Here is a 25020-nt window from a genome sequence, read left to right on the forward strand (position 1 = left end):
AGGCAACCATGACGACCCCCACAACGCCGTGTCCGGTCATCGTCGGTGACCCGTTCGATGGCGCCGTTCTGGAAGATCCGCTGCCGTTGCACGCCGAACTGCGCGACGCCGGTCCGGTCGCGTTCCTGCCCGAGTACGACGTCTACGCCGTCGCCCGCTACGAGCAGGTCCGCGCCGCCCTCACCGACTGGCAGCGGCTTCAGTCCGCCGCGGGCGTGGGTCTGGCGAACTTCCACACCGAAAAGCCTTGGCGTCGACCGAGCCTGCTGCTGGAGGCCGACCCTCCTCACCACGACGCGCCTCGTCGTGTGCTCAGCAAGGTCCTCGGTCCTCGGGCGCTGCGCCGCCTGCGTGAGCAGTGGGTGGCCGATGCGGACGAGCTCGTCGACCAGGTCCTGGCCCGGGGAACGCGGTTCGACGGTGCCGTCGAGTTGAGCCGTGCCTTTCCGCTGCGGGTGTTCCCGGACGCGGTCGGCCTTCCGGTTGCGGGGCGGGAGAACCTGCTGCCCTACGGCGACCACGCGTTCAACGCGTTCGGCCCGAACAACGCCCTCGTTGCCAAAGGCGCGCCCCGGGTCAAGGAGCTGTCGGACTGGGTCGGTGAGCAGTGCCGCCGCGAAGTCCTCGCGTCTGAGGGCTTCGGCGCGGAAATCTGGGCCGCCGCCGACCGCGGTGACATCCTGCCGGAACAAGCCCCGCTGATCGTGCGGTCCCTGCTGACCGCCGGGGTCGACACGACCGTGCACGCGATTTCCGCCGTGCTGCACGCCTTCGCCACCCACCCCGACCAGTGGGCGCGACTGCGGGACGACCCCGGCTTGGCGCGTGTGGCGTTCGACGAAGCAGTGCGCTGGGAATCACCGGTGCAGACGTTCTTCCGCACCACGACCACCCAAGTGGCTCTCGGCGATGTCCAGATCCCGCAGGGGCACAAGGTCCTCATGTTCCTCGCCGCCGCCAACCGCGACCCGCGCCGTTGGGACGACCCCGACGACTTCGACCTGTCCCGCGACCCGTCCGGCCACGTCGGCTTCGGCATGGGTCTGCACCAATGCGTCGGTCAGCACGTCGCGCGCCTCGAATCCGAAGTGCTGCTCACCGCCCTCGCCCGCCGCATCGAATCCGTCGAACTCGACGGTGCACCCGTGCGGCACCACAACAACACCCTCCGCGCCTGGGAATCCGTTCCCCTCCGCGTGCGTCTCGCGCACTGACGCCACGACCTTTCGGGACTGGTGGTTCGTCGGCTGCTCCCGCGTGCCAAGCAGCGGTGGGCGGTGATCCAGTATCGCCGCGGGAGTTGCTCGCGACCGGTCGACCACCGACCGACCGGGTTGTCACCTCTCGTGCGGAGGACGAGAATCGCGCCCAGCTGGGTCGTTCCCGCAGGTGTGACGCAGAGGAGGAGTCGTGGCCGACAGTCGTTTCGGCGTTGTTGAGGTCGAAGACTTGCCCGAGGACCTGCGCGAGCGCATAGGGGCGATCCGGGAGAAGTCGGGGTTCGTGCCGAACGTCTTCCGGGCGCTCGGGCGCCGTCCGGATGAGCTGCGGGCGTTCCTCGACTACCACGACGTGCTGATGGAACGGCCCGACGGACTCAGCAAGGCCGAACGCGAGTTGGTCGTGGTGGCGACTTCCGGAGCGAACCACTGCACGTACTGCGTGGTCGCTCACGGCGCGATCTTGCGAGTGAGGACGAAGGACCCGGAGATCGCTGATCGCGTGGCGACCAACCCGTGGGGTGCCGAACTGGAGGGACGCGCACGCGCGATCGTCGACCTGGCACTCGCGCTGACCCGCGAACCGGAGCTCTTCAGTGATGCGGACATCGACAAGGCCCGCCAGGCGGGTCTCACCGACGACGAAATCTGGGACGTCGGGGCTGTCACGGCCTTCTTCGCCGCGTCGAACCGCATGGCGCACCTCACCGCGCTCACACCCAATCCCGAGTTCTACCGGATGGGTCGATGAGATGAGCCATGCTCGTCGCGGATCGCGCTCAGGCTCCACATCGATCGCCGGCGCTGTCCGTTGGCATCGGTTACTTGGTGTCGGTGTGCAATGGTGGTGTAGACGCGGCGGTGCTGCGGTTCGACGTCGCGATGACGTGTGCGCAGGTGGTCGCCGTAGCGCTGGAAGCGTTTGCGCCGACGACGTCGCGGACGTACCAGATCACCTTCCGCGCGGCTCTGTGCAGCGCCCATGCCGCGCGGTGAAGAGGAACCACACCGCGTTCACGGGCTCGTCGCGGGCAACGGCCAGGACGGTCCAGGCCACGCCTCCCGTCAGAGCGATCGCCACCCAGATCCCGTTCCGCAGTGGAGTCCGCTGAGGCTCGTCGTCCACTTCTACCGGCGGTGTCTCGGCAGCGGTCATGCCGAAGCTCTTTCAGGTCGCTCCTTCGTCAGCGGGATGGGCCACCGGCGTTGCGGGCACAGCTCTTCCCGGCTCGCCATCCGGTCCGGATGGCGAGCATTTCTCGTGGGACGATCTCTGGTTTTTCGTTGACCGCTGGGGTTCACTACCTCAGCACCTGGTGCTCCTCCCGCGTTTTCTCACTCACCCCAACAGTTGCCGGGACCTGCCGGATGGTTTACCGGCAGCCGACCCGAAATTGGTCATCGGTGGCGGCCGGACCCCATCGGTGGTCGACCGACGAGGCCAGAGTGCGGAGTGGTCATGGACAACTTGGTCGCGGTGATCGCGTGCGCGGTGGTCGTGTTCGCCGGCTCGGTGGGAGCGCTGCTCGTCACCCGGCGGCTCGCGCGCAGGAAAGCTCCGGATGAACTGGACGGCTGGGCGTTGGCGGGACGCCGGCTCGGTGGACCGCTGCTGTGGTGCCTGCTGGGCGGAACGATCTACACCGCTTACACCTTCACCGCCGTGCCCGGAACGGTCTTCAGCTCCGGAGGGATCGGGTTCTACGCGCTCCCGTACACGGTGATGAGCTGCGTCATCGGCTTCGTGCTGCTCCCGAAGCTCGTCTCGGTGGCACGAACGCACGGTTTCATCACCGTCGCCGACCTCGTTCGAGGGCGCTACGGCTCGCCGCTGCTGTCGTTGGCGGTGTCGCTCACCGGGATCTTCGCCACGATGCCCTACGTCGCGTTGCAGCTCGTCGGTATCCGAGCCGTGCTCACCGTGCTCGGCCTGTACGCGGACGGAGGAGCCGGTGATCTGGTGCTGACCGTGGTCTTCGGGATCCTGGCGATCTCGACGTACCGATACGGGATGCGTGCGCCGACGGTCGCGGCGGTGTTCAAGGCCGGTCTGGCGGTCGCGTGCACGGTCGTCCTGGCCGCCCTGGTCCTGGTGGAGCTGGGCAGTCCGGCCGACGTCCTCGAACGAGCCGGTGGGGCGCAAGCGGTGTCGTTGCCGCCCGCGCTGTGGCCTGCGTACGCCTCGCTCGCGCTCGGTTCGGCGCTCGCGCTGTTCGCGTTCCCGCACGTGCTGATGGTGGCGTTCGCCGCGCGCCGTCCGGAGGTGCTGCGGCGCACTTCGGTCGGGCTGCTGGGCTGGACGACCATGCTCGGCGTGTTCGCGCTGTTCGGAGTGGCCGCGCTCGCGGCGGGAGTGCGGACGCCGCGTGGGCAGAGCGAGCTGGCGATCCCAATGTTGATGGATGCGCTCGCGCCGGGGTGGTTGACCGGGATATTGCTCGCCGCGCTGATCGTGGCGGCGCTCGTGCCGGCCGCGGTGATGTCCATCGGGGCGGCGACCTTGTTCGCGCGCAACGTCTACGTCGAGTTCGTCAACCCGACCGCGACAGAGGCTCAGGAGACCCGCATGGCGCGGTCGACCTCGCTGGTGGTCAAGATCGGTGCCCTGGCGTTCGCTCTCGGGCTGCGCGACCAAGCGGCGATCAACCTGCATCTGCTCGGTGCGGTGTGGGTGCTGCAGACCCTGCCGATGATCGTGCTCGGTCTGCGTCGGGCCACACCGCACCCTTTGGCGCTGTTGGCGGGTTGGCTGGTCGGCATGGTGACCGGGACGGTGCTCGTCAACGTCGGCGGGTTCGCCCCTCTCGTGCCCCTCCAGGTCGGGGCTTCCGTGGTGCACATCTACACCGGCATCGTCGGCCTGGCGGTGAACCTGCTGGTGATCGCGGTGGCGCAGCTACTGCTGGGCGTTCTTCGGGTTCCGCGCGGCCACCTCAGCGTCATCCACCCCATCGACTCGGCGCGCGTGAGACGTGAGAGAGGCGTGGTGTCATGACCACCAGGCCGAACGACGAAACCCAGGCGAACTCGGACCCGGCGCGTTCGGCCGGTGTCGGGCCGATCGAGCCCAGCATGGACCTGCGCGATCTGGAGCGGGAATCGGCGATGGTGCGGCTCTTCGACGGACACCACGCGCAACTGCTGCGGCTGGCGGTGCTCCTGGGTGCTGAGCAGGACGCGGAGGACATCGTCGCCGAGGCGTTCTGCGAGCTGCACCGCACGTGGTACCGGCTTCGCGATCCCGAGGCCGGGCCCAGGTACTTGCGTTCGGTGGTGGTCAACCTCGTGCGGATGCGCATCCGGCACATCAAGGTGCTGCGCAAGCACATCGACTTCGAGGCATCGGACGTCGAGTCGGCGGAGTCGGCGGCCTTGTTGCGGGAGGATCAGCGGAAGGTGGTGGACGCGTTGCAGGCGCTGCCGGCGCGGCAGCGCGAGGCCTTGGTGCTGCGGTACTGGTTGGACTTGAAGGAGGTCGAGATCGCCGAGGCCATGCGCATCAGCCAGGGAGCGGTGAAGTCCCACATCTCGCGGGGTATGCACGCGCTGTCGCGGATGATGGGGGCGCGCTCGTGACCGGGCACGATCCGGAGGATCACCTTCGGGAGACGCTCGACGCTCTCGCGACGTCCGTGGTGGCTTCGCCGGAGGCGTACGCCAACGCGAGGTCGGAATGGCAGCGCAGGGAACGCAGACGTCGACTCTCCATGCTCGTGCTCGCACTGCTCACCGTGGCCGTGGCCGACCTGGTCGGCCTGTGGGCGCTGAACTCGCTGTTCGCTCCACCGCCCGAAGACGAGCACCGGGTGGAGATCGTCATCCAGCCGTGAACACGGGGAGGCCCTTCGGCTCGAGCCGAAGGGCCTCCCCGTGTTCACGGTCAAGACATCTTGCCCGCCAAGTCCCACATCGCGTTGACGACGCGTTCGACGTCGTCGTGCTGGTGGAACAGGTGGGTGGAGATGCGAACCGGCACGGGGTTCTTGGCCGAGCCGACCACCGGGAAGTCGACGTTGCGGATGACGATGCCGTACTCGTCCTTCATCCGCGCCACGAACTGATCGGACTTGGCCTCGTCGAACACGTCGGCGGGGTCGCGGAACGGGTTGAAGGCGGTCAGCGCGGACGCCAGGCGCGGGTCGTCCTTCGGCGAGTACAGCGACGGCACGCCCCACCGCTCGGCGATGAGTTCCTTGAGGCGGGCGGACAGTTCGAGCGCGTGGTCCTCGATGCGCTGCCGACCGATGCGGTCCCACACCTCGCAGGCGGTGCGGACCCCGGCCATGATCGCGAGGCTGCCGTTGCCGACCGACTGCAGGTACTTGGCGATGTCGTAGCTCTCCTCGGGCCCGCTGGAGCGGGGAGGCAGACCGCCTTCCCCGGGGTAGCTGCTGGAGACCACGGGCCAGAACTCGGGCAGCGGGTTCGGGTTGTACTGCGGCAGCACCTTGTTGCGGATGTAGAGCACGCCGGTACCACCGGGCCCGCATTGCCACTTCGCGGCGGAACCGGCCAGGAAGTCCACTCCGAGCTCGCGGAACCTGTAGGCCATCATCCCCGGGATGTGGGCGCCGTCGACAACGGTGGTCACGCCGTGCGCCTGCGCGACCTTGGCCAGCAGTGGGATCGGCAGCATCGTGCCGGTCTTGTAGGTCGGAGCCGAGAACAGCATGACCTTCGTCCGGTTGGTGATCGCCCGTTCGAAGGCCACCGCGTAGTCCTCAGCGCGTTGGTCGTTGCCCACCGGGAGTTCGACCCGCTTGATCACCACTCCGTGGCGGTCCCGGGCCAGAGCCATCGGCACGTCTCCACCGGGGTGTTCGTGGTTGGTGGTGAGGATTTCGCCGCCCGCGCGCAGGTTGAGGCCTGCGAGGATCTTCGACATGCCGTCGCTGGTGTTGTGAGAGATGACCATCTCGTCGGGGTCGCAGCCGTAGCCCTCGGCGGCCACCGCGCGCACGTCGGCGAAGTCGCTGTAGGCGGACTTCGCGCCGATGGCGACCTCGCGGTGCACGCGATCCACGGTCTCGACGACCTCACGCGGTGGCGAACCAACCGTGCCGAGGTTCATGTACAGCACGTCCCTGTCGAGCATGAACAGCCGCTCGACCTCGCGCCAGTAGGCGTCGTCGTTGCCGCTGGGCAGGTCCGCGGCTCGTGGTGCGAGCCCCGCGGCACCGGCGCCCGCGGAGAAGGCGGTGGTGCTCAATCCGGCGACGGCAGCGCTCGCACCGGTGAAGCGCAAGAAGCCTCTGCGGGATAAGTCCTGGGTCTTCCTCGAGAATGTCGACACTGCGTGATCCCTCCGTGTTCCGGGGTGGTGGGCTAGCGGACCGCGATCGCGGAGATCTCGACCGCGGCGTCCTTCGGCACTCGGGCGACCTGCACGGTGGCTCGGGCCGGAGGCGCCTCTCCGGGGAAGAACTCGGCGTAGGCGGCGTTGAACCGCTCGAACTCGTCCAAGTCGGACAGGTAGACGGTGGTGCTGACGACATGGGCCAGATCGAGCTGATCGGCCCTGAGCACGGCCTGCACGTTGCGCAGCACCTGCCGGGTCTGCTCCTCGACGGGCTCGTCGGCCAGGAGACGCCCGGTGGCCGGGTCGATCGGGAGCTGGCCGGAGACGAACACCATCCGGCCGGTCGAGATGCCCTGGGAATAGGGGCCGATCGCGGCTGGAGCATCGGGCGGGTTGAGCGGGCGGTGCGCAGACCGCTGATCCGTTCCCGCCCAGGCAGTGCCGCCGACCGCCACAAGCGTCAGCACGGCGGCCACCGCCCCGAATCGCCACCGGCGGACCGTGGTCGGTCTTCGGACTCCGCCGATCTCGTCTCGTTCGTCCTGCGTGCTGTTCATGCGGCTCCTCCAGCGACGTGGTTCGCGTTCGATGCGTCCGGCTGGTTGGTTGCCCAACGGGGTGCGACGGTTTACCCCGCGACATCGATGAATTCGAACTTTCCTCGGCTGAACCGGTACCGGTGCGACCGCGGTAAACCCCTAGGCGTCGCGGCGCAACAGTGGGTCGGGGTGTCCTGTGCCGAGTCGGCGTGCCGGCCCTGCATCTGGGCGGAGGCGAGACCCTCTCTCGATTCCGGCACGAGGTCGCGCACGCGGTGGCCGTGCTCAACGCCGGGCCCCGGATCGATTTCTGAAACACCTTATTCCGCAGGCATTTCTACTGGATGGTTGAAATCCGTTTGGGTTATGCCGATCCGGGTTTGCATCAGCAGTGTCGATGGAGCAGAGAGATGATCTCTGTTCGTCCGATTCTTCCGGGTCGCTTAGCGTTTCGGCCACGAACAGCAGTCAGTCGTCTTTCCGGAACGACTTTCCGCCAGTTCGCGGAAGGGCGCGAACGGCGAGCTGACGCCCGCTGGGCTCGAGGCGCCCGGAGCGATGTCCGCGCTCGACGACGGCTTGGCCACGGTCGGGCTGGCGCAGGGGGGAGGTGCCGCCCGAGACGATCGCGGCCTTCGCGGCTCGGTGCGCGAGTGCCGACGTCCGGTTCGTGCTCAACCTCGCCCCGGTCGTGTCATTGGCCGCGTCGACGTTGCGGCGAGCCGACCCCCTGATCGTCAACGAGGGCGAGGCCATCGCGCTGCTTGATCGCCCGAGCGGCGCGGCACGCTCGATGCAGGAGCCGCCGTCGACGCCGCTCGGTTGCTGGCGTCGAGGCCTCCACCTCGGTGATCATCACCTTGGGTGCGAGTCCCAGTCGCGCGCGGCGCGACGCGGCCGCTGATCGAGCCGGCCCGCGACGCGGCCTGGGTGCACGGCGAGCGAGGTTTGGCCGGGGTGGTGCTGCCGGAGAGCTCCCGGATCCCCGAACAGGTGCACGCGGTCGAGATGCTCCGGCGTGAGCTGTTCGCGGCCGACGAACCGCTCACGATCGTCGCCCTCGCGCCGCTGACCAACATCGCCCTGCTCCTCCGGCTCCACCCGGGAGCAGCCGAACGGATCGAGCGAATCGTCTTCATGGGCGGAACCGCTTCGGTGGGCAACGCGAGCGCCGTCGCGGAGTTCAACATCTGGCATGACCCCGAGGCCGCGCACGTGGTACTCAACAGCGGCGTTCCGCTCACGATGTACGGGCTCGACGTCTTCGACCGAATCCTCGTCGACGACGACACGGTCGCTCGCATGCGGAGTTCTGACGACCCGGTCGCCAGAACGGTCGGGGATCTGCTCGGATACGAGCTGATCGAGCCCGCCGATGGCCGGATCATCACCAATCCCGTCATCGGTGACGCCGGTGCCGTGTGCGCCCTGGTGGCACCGGAGCTGTTCACGTTCGGATCGCATCCGGTGCAGGTCGAGCTCGCGCCCGGCTTGAGCCGCGGGCAGACCCTTGTCGATCGGCGGACGCGGGGCGGCGAGGACGCGGGCTACCGGACGAAGTTCCCGGCATGGTGCAGCGCCGACGTGGCGTTGGAGGGGGACGCTGAGAAGGTCATCGCTCTCTTCCACGGCACCGTCCGCGGCCAGGAGGACTGACTCGGCCGCAGACAGCGACCGAACATCATCACCTGTCGCGGTGACGTCTCACCTCTCTCAACAGCACCGCTTGCACGTCGCCGCGCATTCGTCGTCGGCGGGTGCGGTCGCTGCACGGGGCACTCCTGCCGGGGGAGCGATGTCCACTGTGTTCCGGCTGCTGCGCAGTGATGCGTGAGTCGTTGGTGGCCGGCTGTTCGCGGGTGGAAGCCGCCGTCGCGTGCTCCTCGTGGACAGGAGGCGGTGGCCCGCTCGTCCACCACTCGAGGGACGATGAACGGTCAGCGGCGAGTTCCGACCGATGGCATGGTGTCGGATGATGCAGCACCAGAAGGCCTTTGCCGTGTTCGTCACCTCGGTGTCGCGTGCACGCGTGAGCCGATGTCCCGGATGTCCGGGCGTCATGGCCCGGCACCGAACACCGTGACTCACGCCGTGGTTGCACAGGTCGACCACCGGATTGACACTCAGCGCCAGGCCGAAGTGCCCGATCGCGCAGGTAATCGCGGACGGAGAGGCGACGGAGGAGACCATGGCGCGCGCTCCAGGCGAAGAGCATGCCCCGGCCCCCGGGGTGGCGAGGTTGACAGGAGGCGCGCTCGTTGCCGCCGCCTCGTTCGTCGCCGCGCTGGGAGGGCTGCTGTTCGGCTACGACACGGGCGTCGTCGCAGCAGCACTGCCGTACATCAGCGACGCGTTCGCGCTCGGCGAGACGATGAAGCAGGTGGTGACCGCAGCGCTGCTGGCAGGGGCCGTCGCCGGGGTGATCGTCGGTGGCAAGTTGGCAGATCGGTTCGGGCGCAAGCGGACCCTGACCGGAGTCACCGTCTTGTACGCGCTGGCAACGCTGGGTTCAGCGGTCGCTCCCGCCACCGGATGGCTCATCGTTTCGCGGGTGTTCCTGGGCGTGGCGATCGGCATTTCCTCGCTGGTCGTACCGACTTACATCGCCGAGCTCGCGTCGCCTCGCAACCGGGGCAGGCTCGTGTCGCTGCACCAGTTCATGGTAACCGTCGGAATCCTGATGGCCTACCTCGTCGGATACGGCCTGTCCGAGTCCGCTTCGTGGCGGTGGATGATCGGGGTCGGCGTGCTGCCGGCGGTGTTGATGTCGGTGGGGCTGCTCGCCCTCCCGGAATCCCCTCGGTGGTTGCTCTCGCACGATCGGGAAGCCGAAGCGCGAGGTGTGCTCGTGCGAACCAGGCGAGCGGACGAGGTCGAGGCGGAGATCTCGGAAATCCGGGAAGCGGTCCGCGCGGAGGGGCGCATCACCTACCGCGAGCTGCTCGGTCCGCGCTACCGCCGCTGGGTTTCGGTCGGCGTGGTCGCAGCGGGGGCGAGCCAAGTGGTCGGTGTGAACGCGATCATCTACTACGTACCGACGATCTTGGAGGACGAAGGGTTCGGCAAGACCGCGGCGATCGGCGTTTCGGTGGCGATCGGGGTGGTCAACGTGCTGTTCACGCTGCCCGCGCTGCTGTGGATCGACCGAGTGGGCCGTCGCCCCTGGATTCTGGGCGGTACGGCGGTCATCGTCCTCGCGCTCGTGGTGATCGGGATCGTGTTCCTGTTCCCGCTGCAGGGCGCGACGGTGAGCTGGCTGATCGTCGTGCTCATGATCTACGAGTCGGCGTTCGCGTGCAGTCTCGGCATCGCCATCTGGTTGGTCAACAGCGAGATCTTCCCCAACAACGTTCGAGGTCAGGCGGCATCGTTCGGAATCGTCACCCACTGGGCGATGAACCTCGTCGTGTCGCTGACCGTCCTGACCCTGATTTCCGCACTCGGTGCTTCGGTGGTGTTCTGGATCTACGCGTTGCTCGGCGCGCTGTGCCTGGGCTACCTCTACCGGTGGCTTCCGGAGACCAAGAACCGCAGCCTGGAGGAGATCGAAGCCAGCCTCACAGCAGACCGCAGCGACTCCACCCGCACGCACTGATCCGGCTAAGGGAAAGCATCGGCGAATCCAGACCGCTCGCGCCATGTGCTCACCGCGGGTGAGCCGACCGGTCGCCCGGAGGTGATCGGGTGATCGGTCGGGGTGAGGGCCAGGGGTTTTCCGGATGGTGTCGAGATCGGTCCGTTGCGACCTTGGTCGCATGGTGTTTCCCAGATCGTGCTCGCCGGCATGCAACTCACCGGCACCGCCGGTGATCTCCAACTGCCCGGAGCGGATCGTGCCGCCGTTCACAACATGGGCGGGCTCGCGGTCGCCAACTACGTGAGCGTGCTCGAGTCTCGCCTGTCCTGATGGGCAGCGTGCTGGCGCGATGAGCTCGCGGCGATTTCGGATACGCGGCCGTCAGCCATCAAGAACCCCGACGCTGCCTCTCGACCGGCTACCTCCATCACATCAGCGGCCTTCCGACACCTTGGGCGCCTCGCCTGGGTCGGTGCCGGTGCGGATCGCATCGCTGGCTCGGCGCGGGAAGCTGGTGATGTAGCGGAATTCGTGGAACTGCACGTCGAGCGGCCGGTGCACGCCGCCACGTCCATCGACGACGGCGGCCTGCGATCGCTTCATGGCGAACGGTCGTCAGCGGGTTGGAGCATGGGGACGAGGAATCGGCGCGCGACCGCGCGCACCTGCTGGTCGTCGTCGAGATCGATGTGATGGCTCGGGGTGACCAGGAACGAGGTCGAGATGCGGACCATCATCTCGGCGACGACCTCGACGTCGATGTCCGCGGCGACGGTTCCTGCGCGTTGTTCTTCGCTGAGTCGTCCGGCGACGAACCGGCTGACGGTGGTCATGGTCCTGCCGCCGTCGCTGATCATCGACGGCACGACGATCTCGGGTTCGGTGTCCATGAGGCCGCCGATGAGGGGGTTGTCCCGGATGGCGCGCAGTGAGCCGGCGAAGCCGATCTCGACTCGCTCGGCGAGGGTCTTGGCGCCTTGGATGTCGAGCAGGAACCGGTCGAAGTAGCGGCGGAACTCCCGGCGTATGACCTGTTGGACAAGGGAGTCCTTGGTGCTGAACCGGCGGTAGACGGTGATCCGGGAGACCCCGGCTCGTTTGGCGACGTCCTCCATCGTCGATCGCCGGATGCCGATCCGGCGGAACTGCTCGTGCGCGGCTTCCAGGACGCGCTCGGTGGTCTCGTCGGTGATCTCGGAACGGTCGATGGCCTCGGCGAACGCGCGCTCCAGCAACGATTCCCCGTGGTCGGGCCCGGGAGTGATCAGGCCGGACAGGATGGGTTCCACGAAGTCCTTCTTTCGACCGAGCTCTGGCGTTTCGGATCACGTTGTGCTTCCCTCTGATACAGAGAAGCACAATGCGTATCAGGATTCCAACCAGGGTGTCGGGAACTCGAGGAGGAGTTCGGCCATGGAGGAGCACAACAGGCGAAACGCGTTGAAGATCGGCGGAGTTCTGGGTGCGCTCGGGGCGCTGAGCGCAGCGGGATCAGCGCATGCGCGTCCTCTGTGGACGTGGTCACCTGGAGGGTCGGTCGCAGGTTCCGGTGCGGGTGCCGACCCGAGGCGGGTGTGGGACCCGGAGGCGGACGACCTGGTCGCCTCCCTGCTCGACCGAGGTGACGTGCCGCGGGTCAACGAACTGCTGCGGACGTGGACCACCAACAGCCAACCGCTGCCGGAGGGATTGCCCGCTGACCTGCGGGATTTCCTGGAGCAGGCGCGCGCGCTGCCGTCATGGGCGGACCAGGCGAAGCTCGATCAGGCCTACGACTTCACCGAGCGGAGGGGTTTGTACCTCGGGCTCCTGTACGGGATGGCCAGCGGCATGATGAGCACCGTCATCCCGAAGGAGGCGCGCGCGGTCTACCACTCCTACGGCGGCGCGAACATGAAGGACCGCATCGCCAAGACCGCCAAGCTCGGCTACGACATCGGCACCCGCAACGCCTACCGCCCCGACGGCGAGATGATCGTGACCTGCGTGAAAACCCGTCTGGTGCACGCGGGCGTGCGACACCTGCTGCCGCAATCGCCGCACTGGAACCAGGTCGCGCCCGAGGACGTTCCGATCAGCCAGGCCGACATCATGGTCACCTGGCACAGCCTCGCCACCACCGTGCGGCAGAACCTCGTGAAGTGGCAGGTGCCGATCCCGCCGGTGGACTCCGAGGCCTACCTGCACTCCTGGCAGGTCACGGCGCACATGCTCGGCGTCCACGACGAGTACATCCCGGCCTCGTGGGACGAGGCCGACGCCCAGGCGAAGCAGGTGCTGGACCCCGTTCTGGAACCGACGCCCGAGGGCAACGACCTCGCCCAGATCCTGCTGAACCTCGGGCCGGACAACGGCGCTTTCAGCGAACCGCTCATCGGCGCGTTCACCCGCTACGTCCTCGGGGACCGCATCGCCGACTGGCTGCTGATCCCCCGCGAGCCGGTCTACGACCCGGTGCTGCAGACGCTCTGGCCGCCGTTCATCGCCGCCCGCGAACTGGGCGTCCACTTCCCCGGAGCGCCCGAGACGTACTGGATGTTCGACGAGTTCCTGCGGCAGGCGGTCCTGCTCCACCTCTCCGAAGGCGAGCAGATCAGCATCGAGATCCCGCAGGGCAACCGCCCGTCCTGAACGAGGGCGACGGCGGGAAGAGGAGCGTGCAGCATGGCGGAGTTGAGCAGGCGCGTCGCATTGCTGGCCGGTGGTGCCACGGCGCTGGGTGCGCTGGTGGCGGCCTCGCCGGGGCAGGCGCGGGCGCTGGTCGGGTGGAACTGGTCCCCGAGAGGCTCGGTGGCCGGGGCAGGGGGCGGAGCCGATCCGCACTGGGTGTGGGATGCCGACGGCGATCCGTTGCTGGCCTCGCTGTTCGAGCGCGGCCTGATCCCGAGGGTCAACGAGCTGCTGTGGAATTGGGAGCGCAACGATCAGGCGCTGCCCGACGGGCTGCCCGTCGACCTGCGCGACTTCCTGGAGCGCGCCCGGCAGCTGCCGGCGTGGGCCGATCGCGAGAAGCTCGAAGCCGCAGCCGAGTTCAACAAGGCCCGCGGGATCTACCTCAACCTGTGCAACGGGCCCGGCGGCGGCATCCTCGCGACCGCCATCCCCAAGGAGGCACGCGCGGTCTACCACTCGGCCGGCGGCGCCGACATGGAGGACCGGGTCGCCAAGACGAGCCGGTTCGGGTTCTCCGTCGGGGCGCTCAACGCCTACCGCGCTGACGGCACGTGCGTCGTGGAGTGCGTGAAGACCCGGCTGGTGCACGCGGCCGTGCGCTACCTGCTGCCGCAGTCGCCGCACTGGCGCAACGGCGCGGGCACCGACGAGGACATCCCCATCAGCCAGGAGGACATGCTGGTCACCTGGCACACGCTGCCGACCTTCGCGATGCGCACGATGCGCGAGTGGGACGTTGCGATCAGCGACGACGAGGCCGAGGCCTACCTGCACGTCTGGCAGGTGACCGCGCACCTGCTCGGCATCGCCGACGAGTACATTCCCGCCACCTGGGACGCGGCCTACGCCCAGTCCGACCAGGTCCTGGCCCGCAACATGGGTCCGACACCGGAAGGCGTCGCGCTCACCGACGTCCTGCTCGGCCAGCTCGCCGAGCAGACCAGTCCCGGCAGCGTGAGTCGCCCGATGTGCAATGCCCTTGCCCGCTACCTGGTCGGCGACGAGGCCGCCGACTGGGACGGCATCCCGCGCGAGCCCGTGTGGGACCGGGTGATCCCGGAAGCCTGGCGCGCCGTGGTCGAGTTCCGCGAGGGACTCATCACCGCGCCCCTGGTACCCGAAGCCGCGTGGGCGCTCGACGAAGCCGTCCGCCAGTACTTCTACTTCTACCTCACCAAGGGGCGGGAGACGAAGATCGTCATCCCGACCGGGAACCGACCGGACTGATCGGTGACCACGTGGACCGTCAGGCTCGATGATCACCGTTTCGGGCGCCGCTGCGTCAACCGCGTCCTGGCCCGCCAGCTTGAGATCAAGATCGTGAGTCAGTTCTGCGGGTAGGAGTTGATGTCCGCGTGGCCGTGCGCGGTGGCGACGAACTCGTCCACGAACATCTGATGCACCTGGTGCGCCCGTTGCTGCGTGAGGCAGCGCCGGGCCGGTTTGGCGACGTCGGTGCAGGGCGGGGCGATGGTCGTCTCGTACTCCTCTTCGCCGGTCACCGGGTCGGCCCCGATCCGCTCCGTGGTGAACACCCAGGTCTGACCGCCGATGGTGACCTCGGTCCGCCGCAACATGACCACGGACACTACGACCTGGGGTCCCGTCGATGCAGGGTCCAAGTTCCCGAAGTGCTGCCCGCCGGTCGGCGGAGAGCTTCCCCGATCACCGCGCGGGTGGTCATCGGATGTCCGGGACTTTCGGCACGTGCGGAGGCCGCGTCCAGTCGGTTCACTACTGAGGGGCACCCCGGCCACTTCGGTTGGGGCCTCACCGGCGATTGAGGAGTAAGGAGGACGCAGCGATGACCACATCCCGGCACGGCGTGGGGGTCAGGACCACGATCGACTGGACCATGCTCAGCATCGGACTTGTCATGCTGCTGGTCCTCGGCACGGTCGCGCTGTCCGTGTTCGTAGTCGGCGCCTAGCCGGCGGGGTTCGAGCCGGCGGGCGTGCGTGGCGGTGCTGTTCGCCGCTGGGGGTTCGGCCCTTCGACCGGACGCGGTTGATCGAGCGCACAGGCCTGTCGCGCCACGTGGCCTGCCTGCATCCCGCTGATTCCGCCACGGACCCCGGCCGCCGGCCACGGACGGTTACGCATCGTGAATGCGCGGCGTCAAGTCGATCCAGTCGTCGTCGTACACCGGGCACCGGGTCTTCAACCAGACCACGTTTCGGCGGGCTTCTTCTTCGGTGTCGAACCCGATGAACGCCTGTCGCTCGCCGAAGACCAGGTAGGTCAGGAGCCACTTCGGCGGAGTCGCTTCCAGGATGATCTCGTACGGTGGGATGGGAAGCCAGTCGGAGTGCCCAGCTTGCCACCGCCCGATGATCTCGGTCATCGCCTCCCCTTAGCCGCGCATCGCCCCAATGCAGTATCCGACGTGCGGTCCGTGTTCGATCGGGCCTTTCGGCCCGTACGAACACAGGAAACTCTCCTGCCCGGGCAACGCCCCGGGGGGTGAACTCGCGACTCTCGCGGGTACCGGCACGGGGCACTGACGATCAAGGGTTCATTCCCCCGTACCGCCACTCGCCGGCGGCGGCTGCGAGGCAGGCCAGCGAGAGCTGCTCGTGCTGACCTATCCGTGCAAGGGCGATACCTGCGTTGACCGGGCGATCCGGTGACGGGATTGCGGTGTTTGCTCGGTCGGTTTCGTCAGGAGCCCGTCCACCGAGGAGGTCGGTTTTCCGCGAAGGAGCGGGGGCCCTCTTCGGCGTCGGCTGAGGTGAGCATGGCTCGGTAGTTCGGCAGCTCACCGCTGCGCAGCAGGTGGTAACCCGATTCGACGTCCAGGGAGCCGGTGCGCCTGGTGATCTCCTTGACCGCGGCGGTCGCCAGTGGTGCGGCCGCGCAGACCTGCTGAGCCAGTTCGGTCGCCTCGACCAGGAGGTCCGCGGGTGGGACCACTCGATTGACCAGGCCCCACCGCTCCGCCTCGGCTGCCGTCATGCGGCGGCCGGTGAGCAGCAGCTCGGAGGCGATCGCTGGTGGCAGGCGCTTCGGCAAGCGGAGCACGCCGCCGGAATCGGCGACCATGCCCAGGTTTACCTCGGGGAGGGCGAACTCCGCGTGCTCGGCTGCGACGATGAGGTCTGCGGAGAGCGCGAGCTCGAATCCGCCACCGAGCGCCAGTCCGTTGACCGCGGCGATCACCGGCTTGTCGAGGGTGAAGAACTCGGTGAGCCCGGCGAAGCCGGTGGGTCCGTGGTCGGCGTCGATGTCCTCGCCCCCGGCGGCGGCCTTGAGGTCCCAGCCGGCGGAGAAGAACCGGTCGCCTGCCCCGGTCACCACTGCGACCCGAAGTGAGTCCTCGCGCCGCAGGCGGTCGAACGCCGCGTGCAGCGCCTGGCTGGTGGCCACGTCGATCGCGTTGGCTTTGGGGCGGTCCAACGTCACCGTCAGCACGCCTCCGTCGACGTCGGTCCGCACTTGTTCAGTCATCGGATTCCCCTCTCTGTCGTTGTCGCGCGAAAGCTGCGTCCGATCGGTGCCGCGAGCTGTACCGGGGCCGGCTTGGAGGCGAAGGTCAAATCGGTTCGCAGCGCACGTTCGCAGCAGCGCCCGTCTTCCGAACCAGGACGTCCACCGCCACCGCCGCGTTCGGAAGCGCCAGCAGCGGGTTCACGTCCAGTTCCACGAGTCGCTCCTCGCCGCGCGCGTAGTCGACGACGGCGGTGATCGCGTCCAACACGGCGGGAACATCGGCTCCAGGCCCTCGGAAACCTGCCAGCAGCGGCCAGATCCGCAGCCCGCGCAGGGCCTCCTCGATCTGGTCGCGAGTCGCGGGCAGTAGCAGGGTGGCGGAGTCCCGTACCAGTTCCACGAGAACGCCCCCCGCACCGATGGTCAGAGCGAGGCCGAATTGCGGGTCGCGGTGCACGCCTACCAGTAGTTCGGCGACCGTGCCCTGGACCATGCGCTCGACCAGGAAGGCATCCGTGAGCGAGTCCATCTCGGCCACGGTGCTTCGCACTTGTTCCCGGCTCGTCAGACCGACGCGCACGCCGCCGGCTTCGCTCTTGTGCGCCAAGTCGGTTGACACTGCTTTGACCACCACGGGGAAACCAAGACCGGCGGCGGCCTCCGGTGCTTCGTGGGAGGTGGTCAGCACGCCCTCGGGGACGGTGAGTCCGGCGGCTGCCAGCTCGCGCTTGCCGACGTGCTCGTCAAGCTGGTGGTGCTCGTAGGTGCCTGCTGTTGGGGCCTCCAACGGGGTCAGTGATTCCACTCGCCTTTGCGCCGCACCGATTTGCACGGCGGCGGCGATCGCCTCTAGGCAGTCGCCGATGCCCTGCATGGGCGCGATGCCTGAGTCGAGCAGTCGTTCGCCGAGGTGCTCCGGGATTCCTTCGGGCAACGAGCTGACGGCGCACGCCGTTCCGCCCACCGCGCGGTGCGCTGCCAGGAAGGCGTCCGCGGTGGTCGTCCACGGACCGTCGACGCAGCGGTCATCGCGGGGGAAGTCGACCAGGAGCAGGTGGCAGTCGAGGCCGGTGGCGAGGAGCTCGGTGAAGCACGCGGTCTGCGCTGCGAGATCGCCCCAGATGTAGGTGTGGTAGTCGAGCGGGTTGGCCACGGCGACCCGCTCGCCGAGCAGTTGCCGCAGCCGCGTCTCGGTGTGGGCCGGCAGCGGCGGCAGCTCGAGCCCGCGCCGCTCGGCCAGGTCCGCTACCAACGCCGCTTCGCCGCCGGAACAGCTGGCGGAGGTGATGCGGCTGCCGGGCAGCGCGCCGTGCGCGTGGAGGAATTTCAGGGTCTCCACGAAGGTGTCCACGTTGTGCACGCGGGCCATGCCCAGTCGCCGGAACAGCGCGTCGCAGAGCACGTCGGAACCCGAGAGGGAGCTGGTGTGGCTGAGACTGGTCCGAGCTCCGAGCTCGGAGGTGCCCGATTTCAGCACCACCACGGGGACTCCTGCGCGCAGCGCTCGGAGTCCGATCCGGGACAGGCCTGCCACGTCGTCGATGCCTTCCAAGTGCAGACCGATCGCGGTGATGCGCGGGTCGGCGAGCACCGCCTCGACGAGGTCGGCGACGCCGGTCACCGCGCCGTTGCCGAGGGTGATCAGCTGAGCGAGCGGTAGCGAGCGGCGTTGCATGGTGAGGTTCTGGCCGATGTTGCCGCTTTGGGTGAGCACCGCGACTCCGCGGTCAACTCGCTGGCCGCCGTGCTGGTCCGGCCACAGTGCAGCGCCGTCGAGGTAGTTGAGGATGCCGATGCAGTTGGGGCCGACCAGCGCCATGTCAGCCGCAGCGTCCACCAAGGACTGCTGGAGGGAGGCACCGCCGCTGCCGTGCTCGGCGAAACCGGCGGCGTGGCAGACCACTCCGCCGGTTCCACGTGCCGCGAGATCGGCGACCACGTCGACGGTTGCCTCTCTCGGCACCGCGACGAATGCGGCGTCCGGTGCGTCGGGGAGCTCGGCGGCACTGCGATAGCACGGCAGGCCCTCGAGAGCGCTCCGGGTCGGATGCACTGGCCAGATGGGTCCGGCGAAGCCGACTCGACGACACTGCCGGATCGCTTCGGCCGCGGTGTCGCCGCCGAACACGGCGATGTGCCGGGGCGTCAGCATACGGCGCAGGTTTTCCTGTCGTGATGGTGAAATGGGCTTGGTATCAGCGCTCATGACACACCCTCGGGGTCGTTCGGTGCTCGTGATGGAGGGGGTTTTGCGGGCAAGTAGGAACTGGAACGACGGCTCACGAGGTTCGACGGATCACGCACCCAGCGGGCGGAGCAGAGCGCGTGAGATGATGTGCCGCTGGATTTCGCTGGTGCCGTCCCAGATGCGCTCCACACGAGCATCGCGCCAGAACCGTTCGATGGGCAGCTCGGACATCAGGCCCATGCCGCCGAAGATCTGCAGCGCTCGATCGGTGATCCGGCCCAGCGCCTCGGAGGCGAACAGCTTGGCCATAGCGGCTTCCTGGTCGGTCATGTCGCCGCTGTCGAGCTTCGCGGCGGCACGTAGGGTGAGCAGCTCCGCGGCGTCCAGCTCGGTGGCCATGTCGGCCAACTGGAACCCGACCCCCTGGAACTTGCCGATGGGCTGGCCGAACTGCTGTCTTTCCGCCGCCCATCGGGTGGCCGTTTCCAGCACCCGGTGCCCGCGGCCGACGCTGGTGGCCGCGACGCTCAGTCGGCTGGCTCCCAACCACTGGTTCATCAGGTCGAATCCTGCGCCGTCTTCGCCGAGCCGCTGCCCGGCTGGAATTCGGCAGTCGTCGAAGACGAGTTCGCACTGGTGGTAGCCGCGGTGAGAGACGCACGCCGACCCGCGTTGAACGGTCAGCCCGGGGGAGTCGAGGTCCACCAGGAACGCCGTGATGAGGTTCTTCGGCCCGCGCGGGGTCTGCTCGGTACCTGTGGCGGCGAAAAGCACGACGAAGTCGGAGGTGTCGGCGTGGCTGATGAAGTGCTTGGTCCCGTTGAGCACGTAGTCGTCACCGTCGCGGACGGCGCGGGTGGTCATGGACCGCACGTCCGAGCCCGCGCCGGGTTCGGTCATGGCCAGGCAGTCGTGGCGCTCGCCGCGGATCGCGGGCATCAGGTAGCGGTCGCGCTGTTCGCCTTCGCAGGCTTGCAGGATGTTGCTCGGGCGGGCGACGAGCATCTGCAGCGCGTAGCTGGTGCGACCGAGTTCCCGCTCCACTAGCGTGATCGCGGTGGCGTCCAAGCCGCCACCACCGAGATCAGCGGGCATGTTGGCAGCGTAGAGGCCGGCTTCGACCGCCCTGCGCTGGATGCGCTCGGCGATGTCGGGCGGCACTTCGTCCAGGTGCTCGACGGTGTCTTCGTGCGGTTGAAGCTCGGTGGTCACGAACTTGCGCACGGTGTCGACGATCATCCGTTGTTCGTCGGTCAGGTCGAAATCCACGGTGTGCTCCTTGAAGACTGTTCTCACGGCCCGGGAGAAGGCGCGGACGCTTCGGCAGCGAGTGACTGCTTCGCCGAAGGACGGGCGCCCGCTAGCGTCGGATGCCCATGGGCTTCCCGACGAGGTCGGGGAAAGGCATAGCGGCGTGCGACCGGTGGATCGCGGCCAGCCGGTGTTGCAGGTGCGGTGGCAGTTCGATCGACCTGCCGCGATCGATGTCGACGTGCACCAGCAGTTGCTCGGCCGTGGCCAGCAGCGCGTCGGTCTCCCCGTGCCGCATCTCGTGGAAGACGTGCACTCGCTTGGCGTCGTGGTCGAGCAACCGCAGGCTCAACGCCAGCGGCTCGGCCTCAGCTGCCTCGCGGCGGTTGTGGATGTGCGTCTCCACCGTGTACAGCGAGTGCCCGCCTTCCCGGTACTGCTCGTCGATGCCGAGGTAGCGGAAGAACGCGTCCGAGTTGTCGCCGAAAACCAGCAGGTAGCAGGACTCGCTCATGTGGCCGTTGTAGTCGACCCATCGCGAGCTGACCGGTGTCTGGTGCAGGCGCAGCGGCGCCGGGATTTCTGCGGTGTCGTCCCACGTGCGATGTCCGCTGCCTTCGTATGGGGTGACCACTCGATCCATTTCATCTCACATCATGCAGTGGAAGTTCGTAATGTGCGACGCTACGAGCCGATATGAGGGCAGTCAAGGCTTGACGACTGAGGGGCCCGCTCGGGCAGCGCCGCGCGCGGCGACGCGGAGTCAATCCCCTAGGGTGGGGTCATGAGTGTGGAAGTGGCCCACGACCAGGACGAACACAAGTCCTCGGCTGGCCGCGTGCAGTCGGTCGACCGCGCGGTGGCGCTGCTCAACGCGGTGTCGGCGAGTTCCCCGGGCGGGAGCCCGGCAGCCGAGCTCGCTGCGGACTGCGGTCTCAACCGGGCGACCGCGTGGCGGCTGCTTGCCACCTTGGAGCACCACGGCTTGGTCGAGCGCGACCCGGTGACCAACCGCTATGCGATCGGTTTCGCGATCAGCCGGATGGCCGCCACGGCGGGCGTGGACGTCCTCGTGCGCCGCGCTCACGATGTTCTGGAGCGGCTCAGTCGGCAGACCGGCGAGACGGCCAACCTTGCCGTCGTGCAGCGGCTCGGCTTGACCTACGTCGACGAAGTGGTGCCGCCCGTGGTGCTCAGCGCTCGCTGGCTAGGTCGGCAGGTGCCGATCCACGCGACGTCGGCCGGTAAGGCGTTCCTGGCCTGGCTGCCGGAGGGCGACGTCGAAGCCATGCTCGCCTCTCCGCTGCCGGAGTACACCGCGACCACGCGAACCGACCAGCGCGCGCTGCGCGCGGAACTCGCCGAGATCCGGGAGCAGGGTTACAGCGTCAGCGTCGGCGAGCTGGAGTCCCAGGTGTACGGTGTCGCGGCGCCCGTGTTGGATTCCGGCCGCCGTCCATTCGCCATCGTCAGCATCTGGGGACCACGAGATCGCGTGCCGGAGTCCCGCTTCGCCGAACTCGGTGCCCTGGCTGGCGAAGCCGCTGCCGAGGTAGCCGCCGCGATGGCGTGAAACAAGCGGTTGGTTGCCGCAGGGTGAACCCGCACCTGGAGCGGCGAGGGCTCCGGTGCGGGCCTCGTGCGTGGTCCTGCTCGTCCTCGGCGATGCTCTTCATCGCCCTGGTCTCGTCCTCGGGTGCTGCTTCCAGCAGCATCGGCAGCACCCTATCGGATATACCCCCCACCCGTATCCGAGGAGTCCGGTCGCGGTGATGGCATGGCGGAGACCTCGGGGCGTGGCCTCGCCGAGGAGTGCGGCCGGCGGAGGGTCGGATCGCGGACGAAGTGTTGGGCAGGCCCGGGGCGAGCCCGGCCAACACTCGTCACGGGATCAGTCGGCGGCGGCCGCCATCGGCGGCAGGCCAGAGCGTTCGTGGGCGAGCGCCCGGCCGCGGGTTTCCGCCAGTGCGGCGGTGCAGACCAGCGAGACCAGTCCGAGCACCGAGAGCATCACGCCGATCCCGATCCCGCCGAAGGTCGCGGCGAGGCCGGGAGCGAGGAGGGGCGGCACGGCGCCGCCCAGGACGCCGGCGATGTTGTAGCCCAGACCGGCGCCGGTGTAGCGGTGGCGCGGCTCGAACAGTTCGGGGAGGAATGAACCGGCCGGCCCGTAGGAGATGCCGACGACGCAGAGGCTCACGGTGAGTCCGATGGCGAACGCGGCGGCGGCGCCGGTGTCGAGCAACGGGAACAGCGCCAGTCCCCAGAGGATGCCCACGGCGCACGAACCCATGATCACCTTTCGGCGGCCGAACCTGTCCGAGAGCACCCCGGCGAGCACGGTGGCGATGCCGAAGACCACCGCCGCGGCGATCCCGATGCTGAGGACGACCGTGCGCGGGAGTCCAGCGCCCTGCGGGTTGGTGCCGTAGCTGGTCAGATACGCGGTGCCCATGTAGAAGAACGCGAAGAGCATGGTCAGCGAACCGGCCGACAGCAGGACTTCGCGAGGTTGCGCCCTGAAGACCTCGAGGAACGGCAGCCGTGTCGGCTGTTCGGTGGGTGCTGCGGACTGCGCCGCCTTGAACGCCGGGGTTTCGTCGATGCTGAGGCGGACGTAGAAACCGATGCCGACGAGCACGATCGAGACCAGGAACGGGATGCGCCAGCCGTAGGACAGGAACGCCTCATCCGTGTGCCCCATGACCAGCCCTGTGATGAGGAACGTGGCGCTCGAGAGCGCGAACGCGATCGCCGGGCCGAGCTGGGGGAACACGCCGTAGAGCCCGCGTTTGGCCTTGGGCGCGTATTCGGCCGCCAAGAGCGTCGCGCCGGCCCATTCACCTCCGACGGCGAAGCCCTGCGCGAAGCGGAGGGCCACGAGGATGATCGGAGCTGCGACGCCGATGGTTTCCGCACTGGGGAGCAGTCCGATGAGGACGGTGGCGACGCCCATGAGCAGCAATGTGGAGATCAGCGTGCGTTTCCGCCCGAGCCGGTCGCCGTAGTGGCCGAACAGGACGGCTCCGACCGGACGCGCGAAGAAGGCGACGGCGAACGTCGCGAACGATGCCACGGTGCCTGCGGCCGGACCGAGCGCGGGGAAGAACACCTTGGGGAAGACGAGCGCGGCTGCCGTTCCGTAGATGAAGAAGTCGTAGAACTCGATGGTCGTTCCCGCGCAGCTCGCGATCGCGACCCGGCGCAACGACACCTCGCGCGCTCGTGGTTCTTCGATGGCCATGGGTGATCTCCTCGTTGAGAACGATGGCGATTCGGTGCAGGAAGTATGGCGACGTGCTGCAGGGGCCACTACCCGCGAAAGGGGGCATTTCGGGCTTCCGGAAGAGGCGGCGTGACGGGCTCGTCGTTGCAGGTCAGAGCGCATGCCAAAGGGGTCGATGAGGGAGTGGCTCATCGGGGTGGGCGAGGCAGGAACGTGGTCAGAGGACGCGGTGCGCGCGAGCCGCGCGGATCACCGACCTTCGCTTGTGGACGCCGAATTTCCGCATCACCGAGTGCCGATCTTCGATTCCGCCGCCGAATTCATGGGCACCGTCGTCGACCGCCTTGCGGGTAGCAGCTTCCCCATCCTGATCCATCTGGCCATGGTGGATCGTGGATCGTTGCCTGATCCGAAGACGCGGCGTTGGTCGTCGAAGTCGCAACCGGGTCAGTCGTTCGCCGTGGCCCGATACACGAGGAGTTCGGTGCCGCCGGCCGCATCGCCGTCGTCGGGTGCGGCCCACAGGCGCAACGTTCCGGCGTCGTGCTCCAGGTGGACCGGGTTCCGGGTGGCGACGTGACCGGCCGCGGACCGCTGCTGCATCGGGATCTCGTGGCGGATCCGGTTGTCCCGGAGGTCGACGAGCGCCAGACCGCCGAGTTCGAACGCGCCGCCGTCTGCGGTGGGGAGTTCAGCGATGCCGCCGCAGATCATCGCCTGGCTCGCGGCGTAGTCGCAGTCCTGGTAGTCGATGAAGTGGCTTGCGTTGTCCTGCTGGGAGAGCTCGCGCCCCGCGGGCGTCCACCGGTAGAGCGTGCGCGACCCCCAACTCACTCCGTGCACGGTGCCGGTGACGCGGTCTCGAACCGTTCCGCCGACGTGGTCGGAGACCCTGAACGCCTCCTCGGCGCGCAGCGTTTCGGGGTTCAGGCGGTAGACGATCGAGCTGCTGTTGGGACGGTACTCGGCGACGGGCACCCACAGCGATTCGCCGTCGAAGTCGATCCCACCCGGGTGATACACGGTGCCCTCGCCGAGCACGACGTCGCGGATCAGGTTGCCCTGCCTGTCGAGCACGAGGACATGTCCCACACCCCGGCCTGGCGAGCGGTCGTACCCGTCGACGGGCTCCGGGTACTTCTGCGGCTTCTCGATGATTTCCACAGTGGACAGGAACAGGCGGTCGCCGACGGAGGCCAGTCCCTGCGGGTGGTGGGACGGGAAGCGCAGCGGAATCCGCTGCTCCAACTGCCAGTCGGTCGAGCGGCTCGTCTGCTGGAAGCCGTCCACGACGGCGTCATCGCGCGTTGTGGAATTAGGGGTCGCTGCGATTCCCAGCGCGTAAGGAGCGATCACCGCTCCGAGGAAGGCCGTCGCGAGGCCACCGACGACTGCGGTTCTCATCCATGTCCTCCGGCTCTTCGGGACCGGGAGACCTCGCGCGACGCGGTCGCGACACGCACTTCGCGATCAACCGGATGGGGGCTTCGCAGCAATTCGATGCAAAACCGGGGCGGAACTCCACGGCTCGCACGTGAACAGTTGCGGAACCTGTCCGGTACGAGGAGCGTCCGCCGCTTTCCCACGTGCGAGCCACGCAGGAATGAGGTCCCCGGCA

At 68.2% G+C, this 25020-nt stretch carries 27 protein-coding genes; 14 read left to right on the forward strand and 13 right to left on the reverse strand.

Annotation, left to right across the window (positions count from 1 at the left end; all coding sequences use genetic code 11):
* The first annotated feature begins 8 nt into the window (after positions 1-8).
* The 6 genes from E1202_RS09520 to E1202_RS09545 all read left to right on the forward strand — a co-directional run bounded on the left by E1202_RS09520 (position 9) and on the right by E1202_RS09545 (position 5050).
* Positions 9-1214 (forward strand): cytochrome P450, encoded by a 1206-nt coding sequence (locus E1202_RS09520; RefSeq protein ID WP_132682296.1) that lies wholly within the window; start codon positions 9-11, stop codon positions 1212-1214.
* A 196-nt stretch (positions 1215-1410) separates the two neighbouring features.
* Entirely contained in the window at positions 1411-1971 is a 561-nt protein-coding gene (locus E1202_RS09525) for a peroxidase-related enzyme (protein ID WP_132682298.1), read from the forward strand.
* Positions 1972-1979: 8 nt separating this feature from the next.
* Positions 1980-2216: a hypothetical protein gene (locus E1202_RS09530; RefSeq protein ID WP_132682300.1), complete on the forward strand. Its 237-nt coding sequence runs from the start codon at positions 1980-1982 to the stop codon at positions 2214-2216.
* Between the two features lie 463 nt (positions 2217-2679).
* On the forward strand, positions 2680-4215 hold the full coding sequence (locus tag E1202_RS09535; protein ID WP_132682301.1) for a sodium:solute symporter family protein: 1536 nt from the start codon (positions 2680-2682) through the stop codon (positions 4213-4215).
* The gene (locus E1202_RS09540) at positions 4212-4796 is read left to right on the forward strand and encodes an RNA polymerase sigma factor (protein ID WP_132682303.1); all 585 of its coding nucleotides are present in this window, start codon (positions 4212-4214) and stop codon (positions 4794-4796) included. Before E1202_RS09535 ends, E1202_RS09540 begins: the two co-directional genes overlap by 4 nt.
* A complete protein-coding gene (locus E1202_RS09545; RefSeq protein ID WP_132682305.1) occupies positions 4793-5050 on the forward strand; it encodes a hypothetical protein in 258 nt (85 codons plus the stop codon). The genes E1202_RS09540 and E1202_RS09545 overlap by 4 nt, the downstream gene beginning before the upstream one ends.
* 50 nt (positions 5051-5100) lie before the next feature.
* On the opposite strand, the gene E1202_RS09550 is transcribed toward E1202_RS09545, so the two are convergent.
* Both E1202_RS09550 and E1202_RS32105 read right to left on the reverse strand, forming a co-directional pair.
* Positions 5101-6429 carry an aminotransferase class V-fold PLP-dependent enzyme gene (locus E1202_RS09550; RefSeq protein WP_132682306.1) on the reverse strand — a complete coding sequence of 443 codons (1329 nt, stop codon included), beginning with the start codon at positions 6427-6429 and terminating at the stop codon, positions 5101-5103.
* 116 nt (positions 6430-6545) lie between these two features.
* Positions 6546-7076 carry a Rid family detoxifying hydrolase gene (locus E1202_RS32105; RefSeq protein ID WP_132682308.1) on the reverse strand — a complete coding sequence of 177 codons (531 nt, stop codon included), beginning with the start codon at positions 7074-7076 and terminating at the stop codon, positions 6546-6548.
* Positions 7077-7668: 592 nt separating this feature from the next.
* Here E1202_RS32105 and E1202_RS32795 point away from each other — a divergent pair.
* The 4 genes from E1202_RS32795 (at position 7669) to E1202_RS32960 (ending at position 10965) form a co-directional block, all read left to right on the forward strand.
* Positions 7669-7962: a carbohydrate kinase family protein gene (locus E1202_RS32795; protein ID WP_132682310.1), complete on the forward strand. Its 294-nt coding sequence runs from the start codon at positions 7669-7671 to the stop codon at positions 7960-7962.
* Positions 7923-8714: a nucleoside hydrolase gene (locus E1202_RS09565; protein WP_132682312.1), complete on the forward strand. Its 792-nt coding sequence runs from the start codon at positions 7923-7925 to the stop codon at positions 8712-8714. The genes E1202_RS32795 and E1202_RS09565 overlap by 40 nt, the downstream gene beginning before the upstream one ends.
* Before the next feature lie 574 nt (positions 8715-9288).
* Complete coding sequence (locus tag E1202_RS09570) at positions 9289-10653, forward strand: sugar porter family MFS transporter (protein WP_408006125.1); 1365 nt, start codon at positions 9289-9291, stop codon at positions 10651-10653.
* 102 nt (positions 10654-10755) lie between these two features.
* On the forward strand, positions 10756-10965 hold the full coding sequence (locus E1202_RS32960; RefSeq protein ID WP_408006104.1) for a thiolase C-terminal domain-containing protein: 210 nt from the start codon (positions 10756-10758) through the stop codon (positions 10963-10965).
* Positions 10966-11067: 102 nt separating this feature from the next.
* On the opposite strand, the gene E1202_RS31345 is transcribed toward E1202_RS32960, so the two are convergent.
* Both E1202_RS31345 and E1202_RS09580 read right to left on the reverse strand, forming a co-directional pair.
* Entirely contained in the window at positions 11068-11238 is a 171-nt protein-coding gene (locus E1202_RS31345; RefSeq protein WP_165943803.1) for a hypothetical protein, read from the reverse strand.
* Positions 11235-11924 carry a TetR/AcrR family transcriptional regulator gene (locus tag E1202_RS09580; protein WP_207918529.1) on the reverse strand — a complete coding sequence of 230 codons (690 nt, stop codon included), beginning with the start codon at positions 11922-11924 and terminating at the stop codon, positions 11235-11237. The genes E1202_RS31345 and E1202_RS09580 overlap by 4 nt, the downstream gene beginning before the upstream one ends.
* A gap of 124 nt (positions 11925-12048) precedes the next feature.
* Here E1202_RS09580 and E1202_RS09585 point away from each other — a divergent pair, with 124 nt between their 5' ends.
* Both E1202_RS09585 and E1202_RS09590 read left to right on the forward strand, forming a co-directional pair.
* Positions 12049-13266 (forward strand): oxygenase MpaB family protein, encoded by a 1218-nt coding sequence (locus E1202_RS09585; protein WP_132682315.1) that lies wholly within the window; start codon positions 12049-12051, stop codon positions 13264-13266.
* 33 nt (positions 13267-13299) lie between these two features.
* Positions 13300-14535, forward strand: a complete 1236-nt coding sequence (locus E1202_RS09590) for an oxygenase MpaB family protein (protein ID WP_132682316.1) — start codon at positions 13300-13302, stop codon at positions 14533-14535.
* A 98-nt stretch (positions 14536-14633) separates the two neighbouring features.
* On the opposite strand, the gene E1202_RS09595 is transcribed toward E1202_RS09590, so the two are convergent.
* Positions 14634-14885: a hypothetical protein gene (locus E1202_RS09595; RefSeq protein ID WP_132682318.1), complete on the reverse strand. Its 252-nt coding sequence runs from the start codon at positions 14883-14885 to the stop codon at positions 14634-14636.
* A gap of 227 nt (positions 14886-15112) precedes the next feature.
* Between E1202_RS09595 and E1202_RS32560 the strand changes: the two genes are divergently transcribed.
* A complete protein-coding gene (locus tag E1202_RS32560; RefSeq protein WP_268952311.1) occupies positions 15113-15238 on the forward strand; it encodes a hypothetical protein in 126 nt (41 codons plus the stop codon).
* Between the two features lie 165 nt (positions 15239-15403).
* Here E1202_RS32560 and E1202_RS09600 read toward each other — a convergent pair whose 3' ends face one another.
* The 5 genes from E1202_RS09600 to E1202_RS09620 all read right to left on the reverse strand — a co-directional run bounded on the left by E1202_RS09600 (position 15404) and on the right by E1202_RS09620 (position 20819).
* Positions 15404-15652 (reverse strand): hypothetical protein, encoded by a 249-nt coding sequence (locus tag E1202_RS09600; RefSeq protein ID WP_132682320.1) that lies wholly within the window; start codon positions 15650-15652, stop codon positions 15404-15406.
* Positions 15653-15969: 317 nt separating this feature from the next.
* Positions 15970-16755, reverse strand: coding sequence for an enoyl-CoA hydratase-related protein (locus tag E1202_RS09605; RefSeq protein WP_132682321.1), 786 nt, complete (start codon positions 16753-16755; stop codon positions 15970-15972).
* 85 nt (positions 16756-16840) lie between these two features.
* Positions 16841-18889 carry an acetate--CoA ligase family protein gene (locus E1202_RS09610; RefSeq protein ID WP_235877956.1) on the reverse strand — a complete coding sequence of 683 codons (2049 nt, stop codon included), beginning with the start codon at positions 18887-18889 and terminating at the stop codon, positions 16841-16843.
* A gap of 144 nt (positions 18890-19033) precedes the next feature.
* The gene (locus E1202_RS09615; protein WP_132682324.1) at positions 19034-20194 is read right to left on the reverse strand and encodes an acyl-CoA dehydrogenase family protein; all 1161 of its coding nucleotides are present in this window, start codon (positions 20192-20194) and stop codon (positions 19034-19036) included.
* A 91-nt stretch (positions 20195-20285) separates the two neighbouring features.
* Positions 20286-20819 carry a thioesterase family protein gene (locus E1202_RS09620; RefSeq protein WP_132682326.1) on the reverse strand — a complete coding sequence of 178 codons (534 nt, stop codon included), beginning with the start codon at positions 20817-20819 and terminating at the stop codon, positions 20286-20288.
* Between the two features lie 141 nt (positions 20820-20960).
* On the opposite strand from E1202_RS09620, the gene E1202_RS09625 reads away from it, so the two are divergent.
* Positions 20961-21749, forward strand: a complete 789-nt coding sequence (locus E1202_RS09625; RefSeq protein ID WP_132682327.1) for an IclR family transcriptional regulator — start codon at positions 20961-20963, stop codon at positions 21747-21749.
* A gap of 318 nt (positions 21750-22067) precedes the next feature.
* Here the strand turns inward: E1202_RS09625 and E1202_RS09630 are convergent, their stop codons facing one another.
* The 3 genes from E1202_RS09630 to E1202_RS09635 form a co-directional block, all read right to left on the reverse strand.
* Positions 22068-23420, reverse strand: a complete 1353-nt coding sequence (locus E1202_RS09630) for an MFS transporter (protein ID WP_132682329.1) — start codon at positions 23418-23420, stop codon at positions 22068-22070.
* 199 nt (positions 23421-23619) lie between these two features.
* Complete coding sequence (locus E1202_RS31350; protein ID WP_165943804.1) at positions 23620-23778, reverse strand: hypothetical protein; 159 nt, start codon at positions 23776-23778, stop codon at positions 23620-23622.
* Positions 23779-23849: 71 nt separating this feature from the next.
* Complete coding sequence (locus tag E1202_RS09635) at positions 23850-24806, reverse strand: DUF6454 family protein (protein ID WP_132682331.1); 957 nt, start codon at positions 24804-24806, stop codon at positions 23850-23852.
* Positions 24807-25020 lie beyond the last annotated feature (214 nt).

This window comes from Saccharopolyspora karakumensis, assembly GCF_004349225.1.
Classification (GTDB): domain Bacteria; phylum Actinomycetota; class Actinomycetes; order Mycobacteriales; family Pseudonocardiaceae; genus Saccharopolyspora; species Saccharopolyspora endophytica.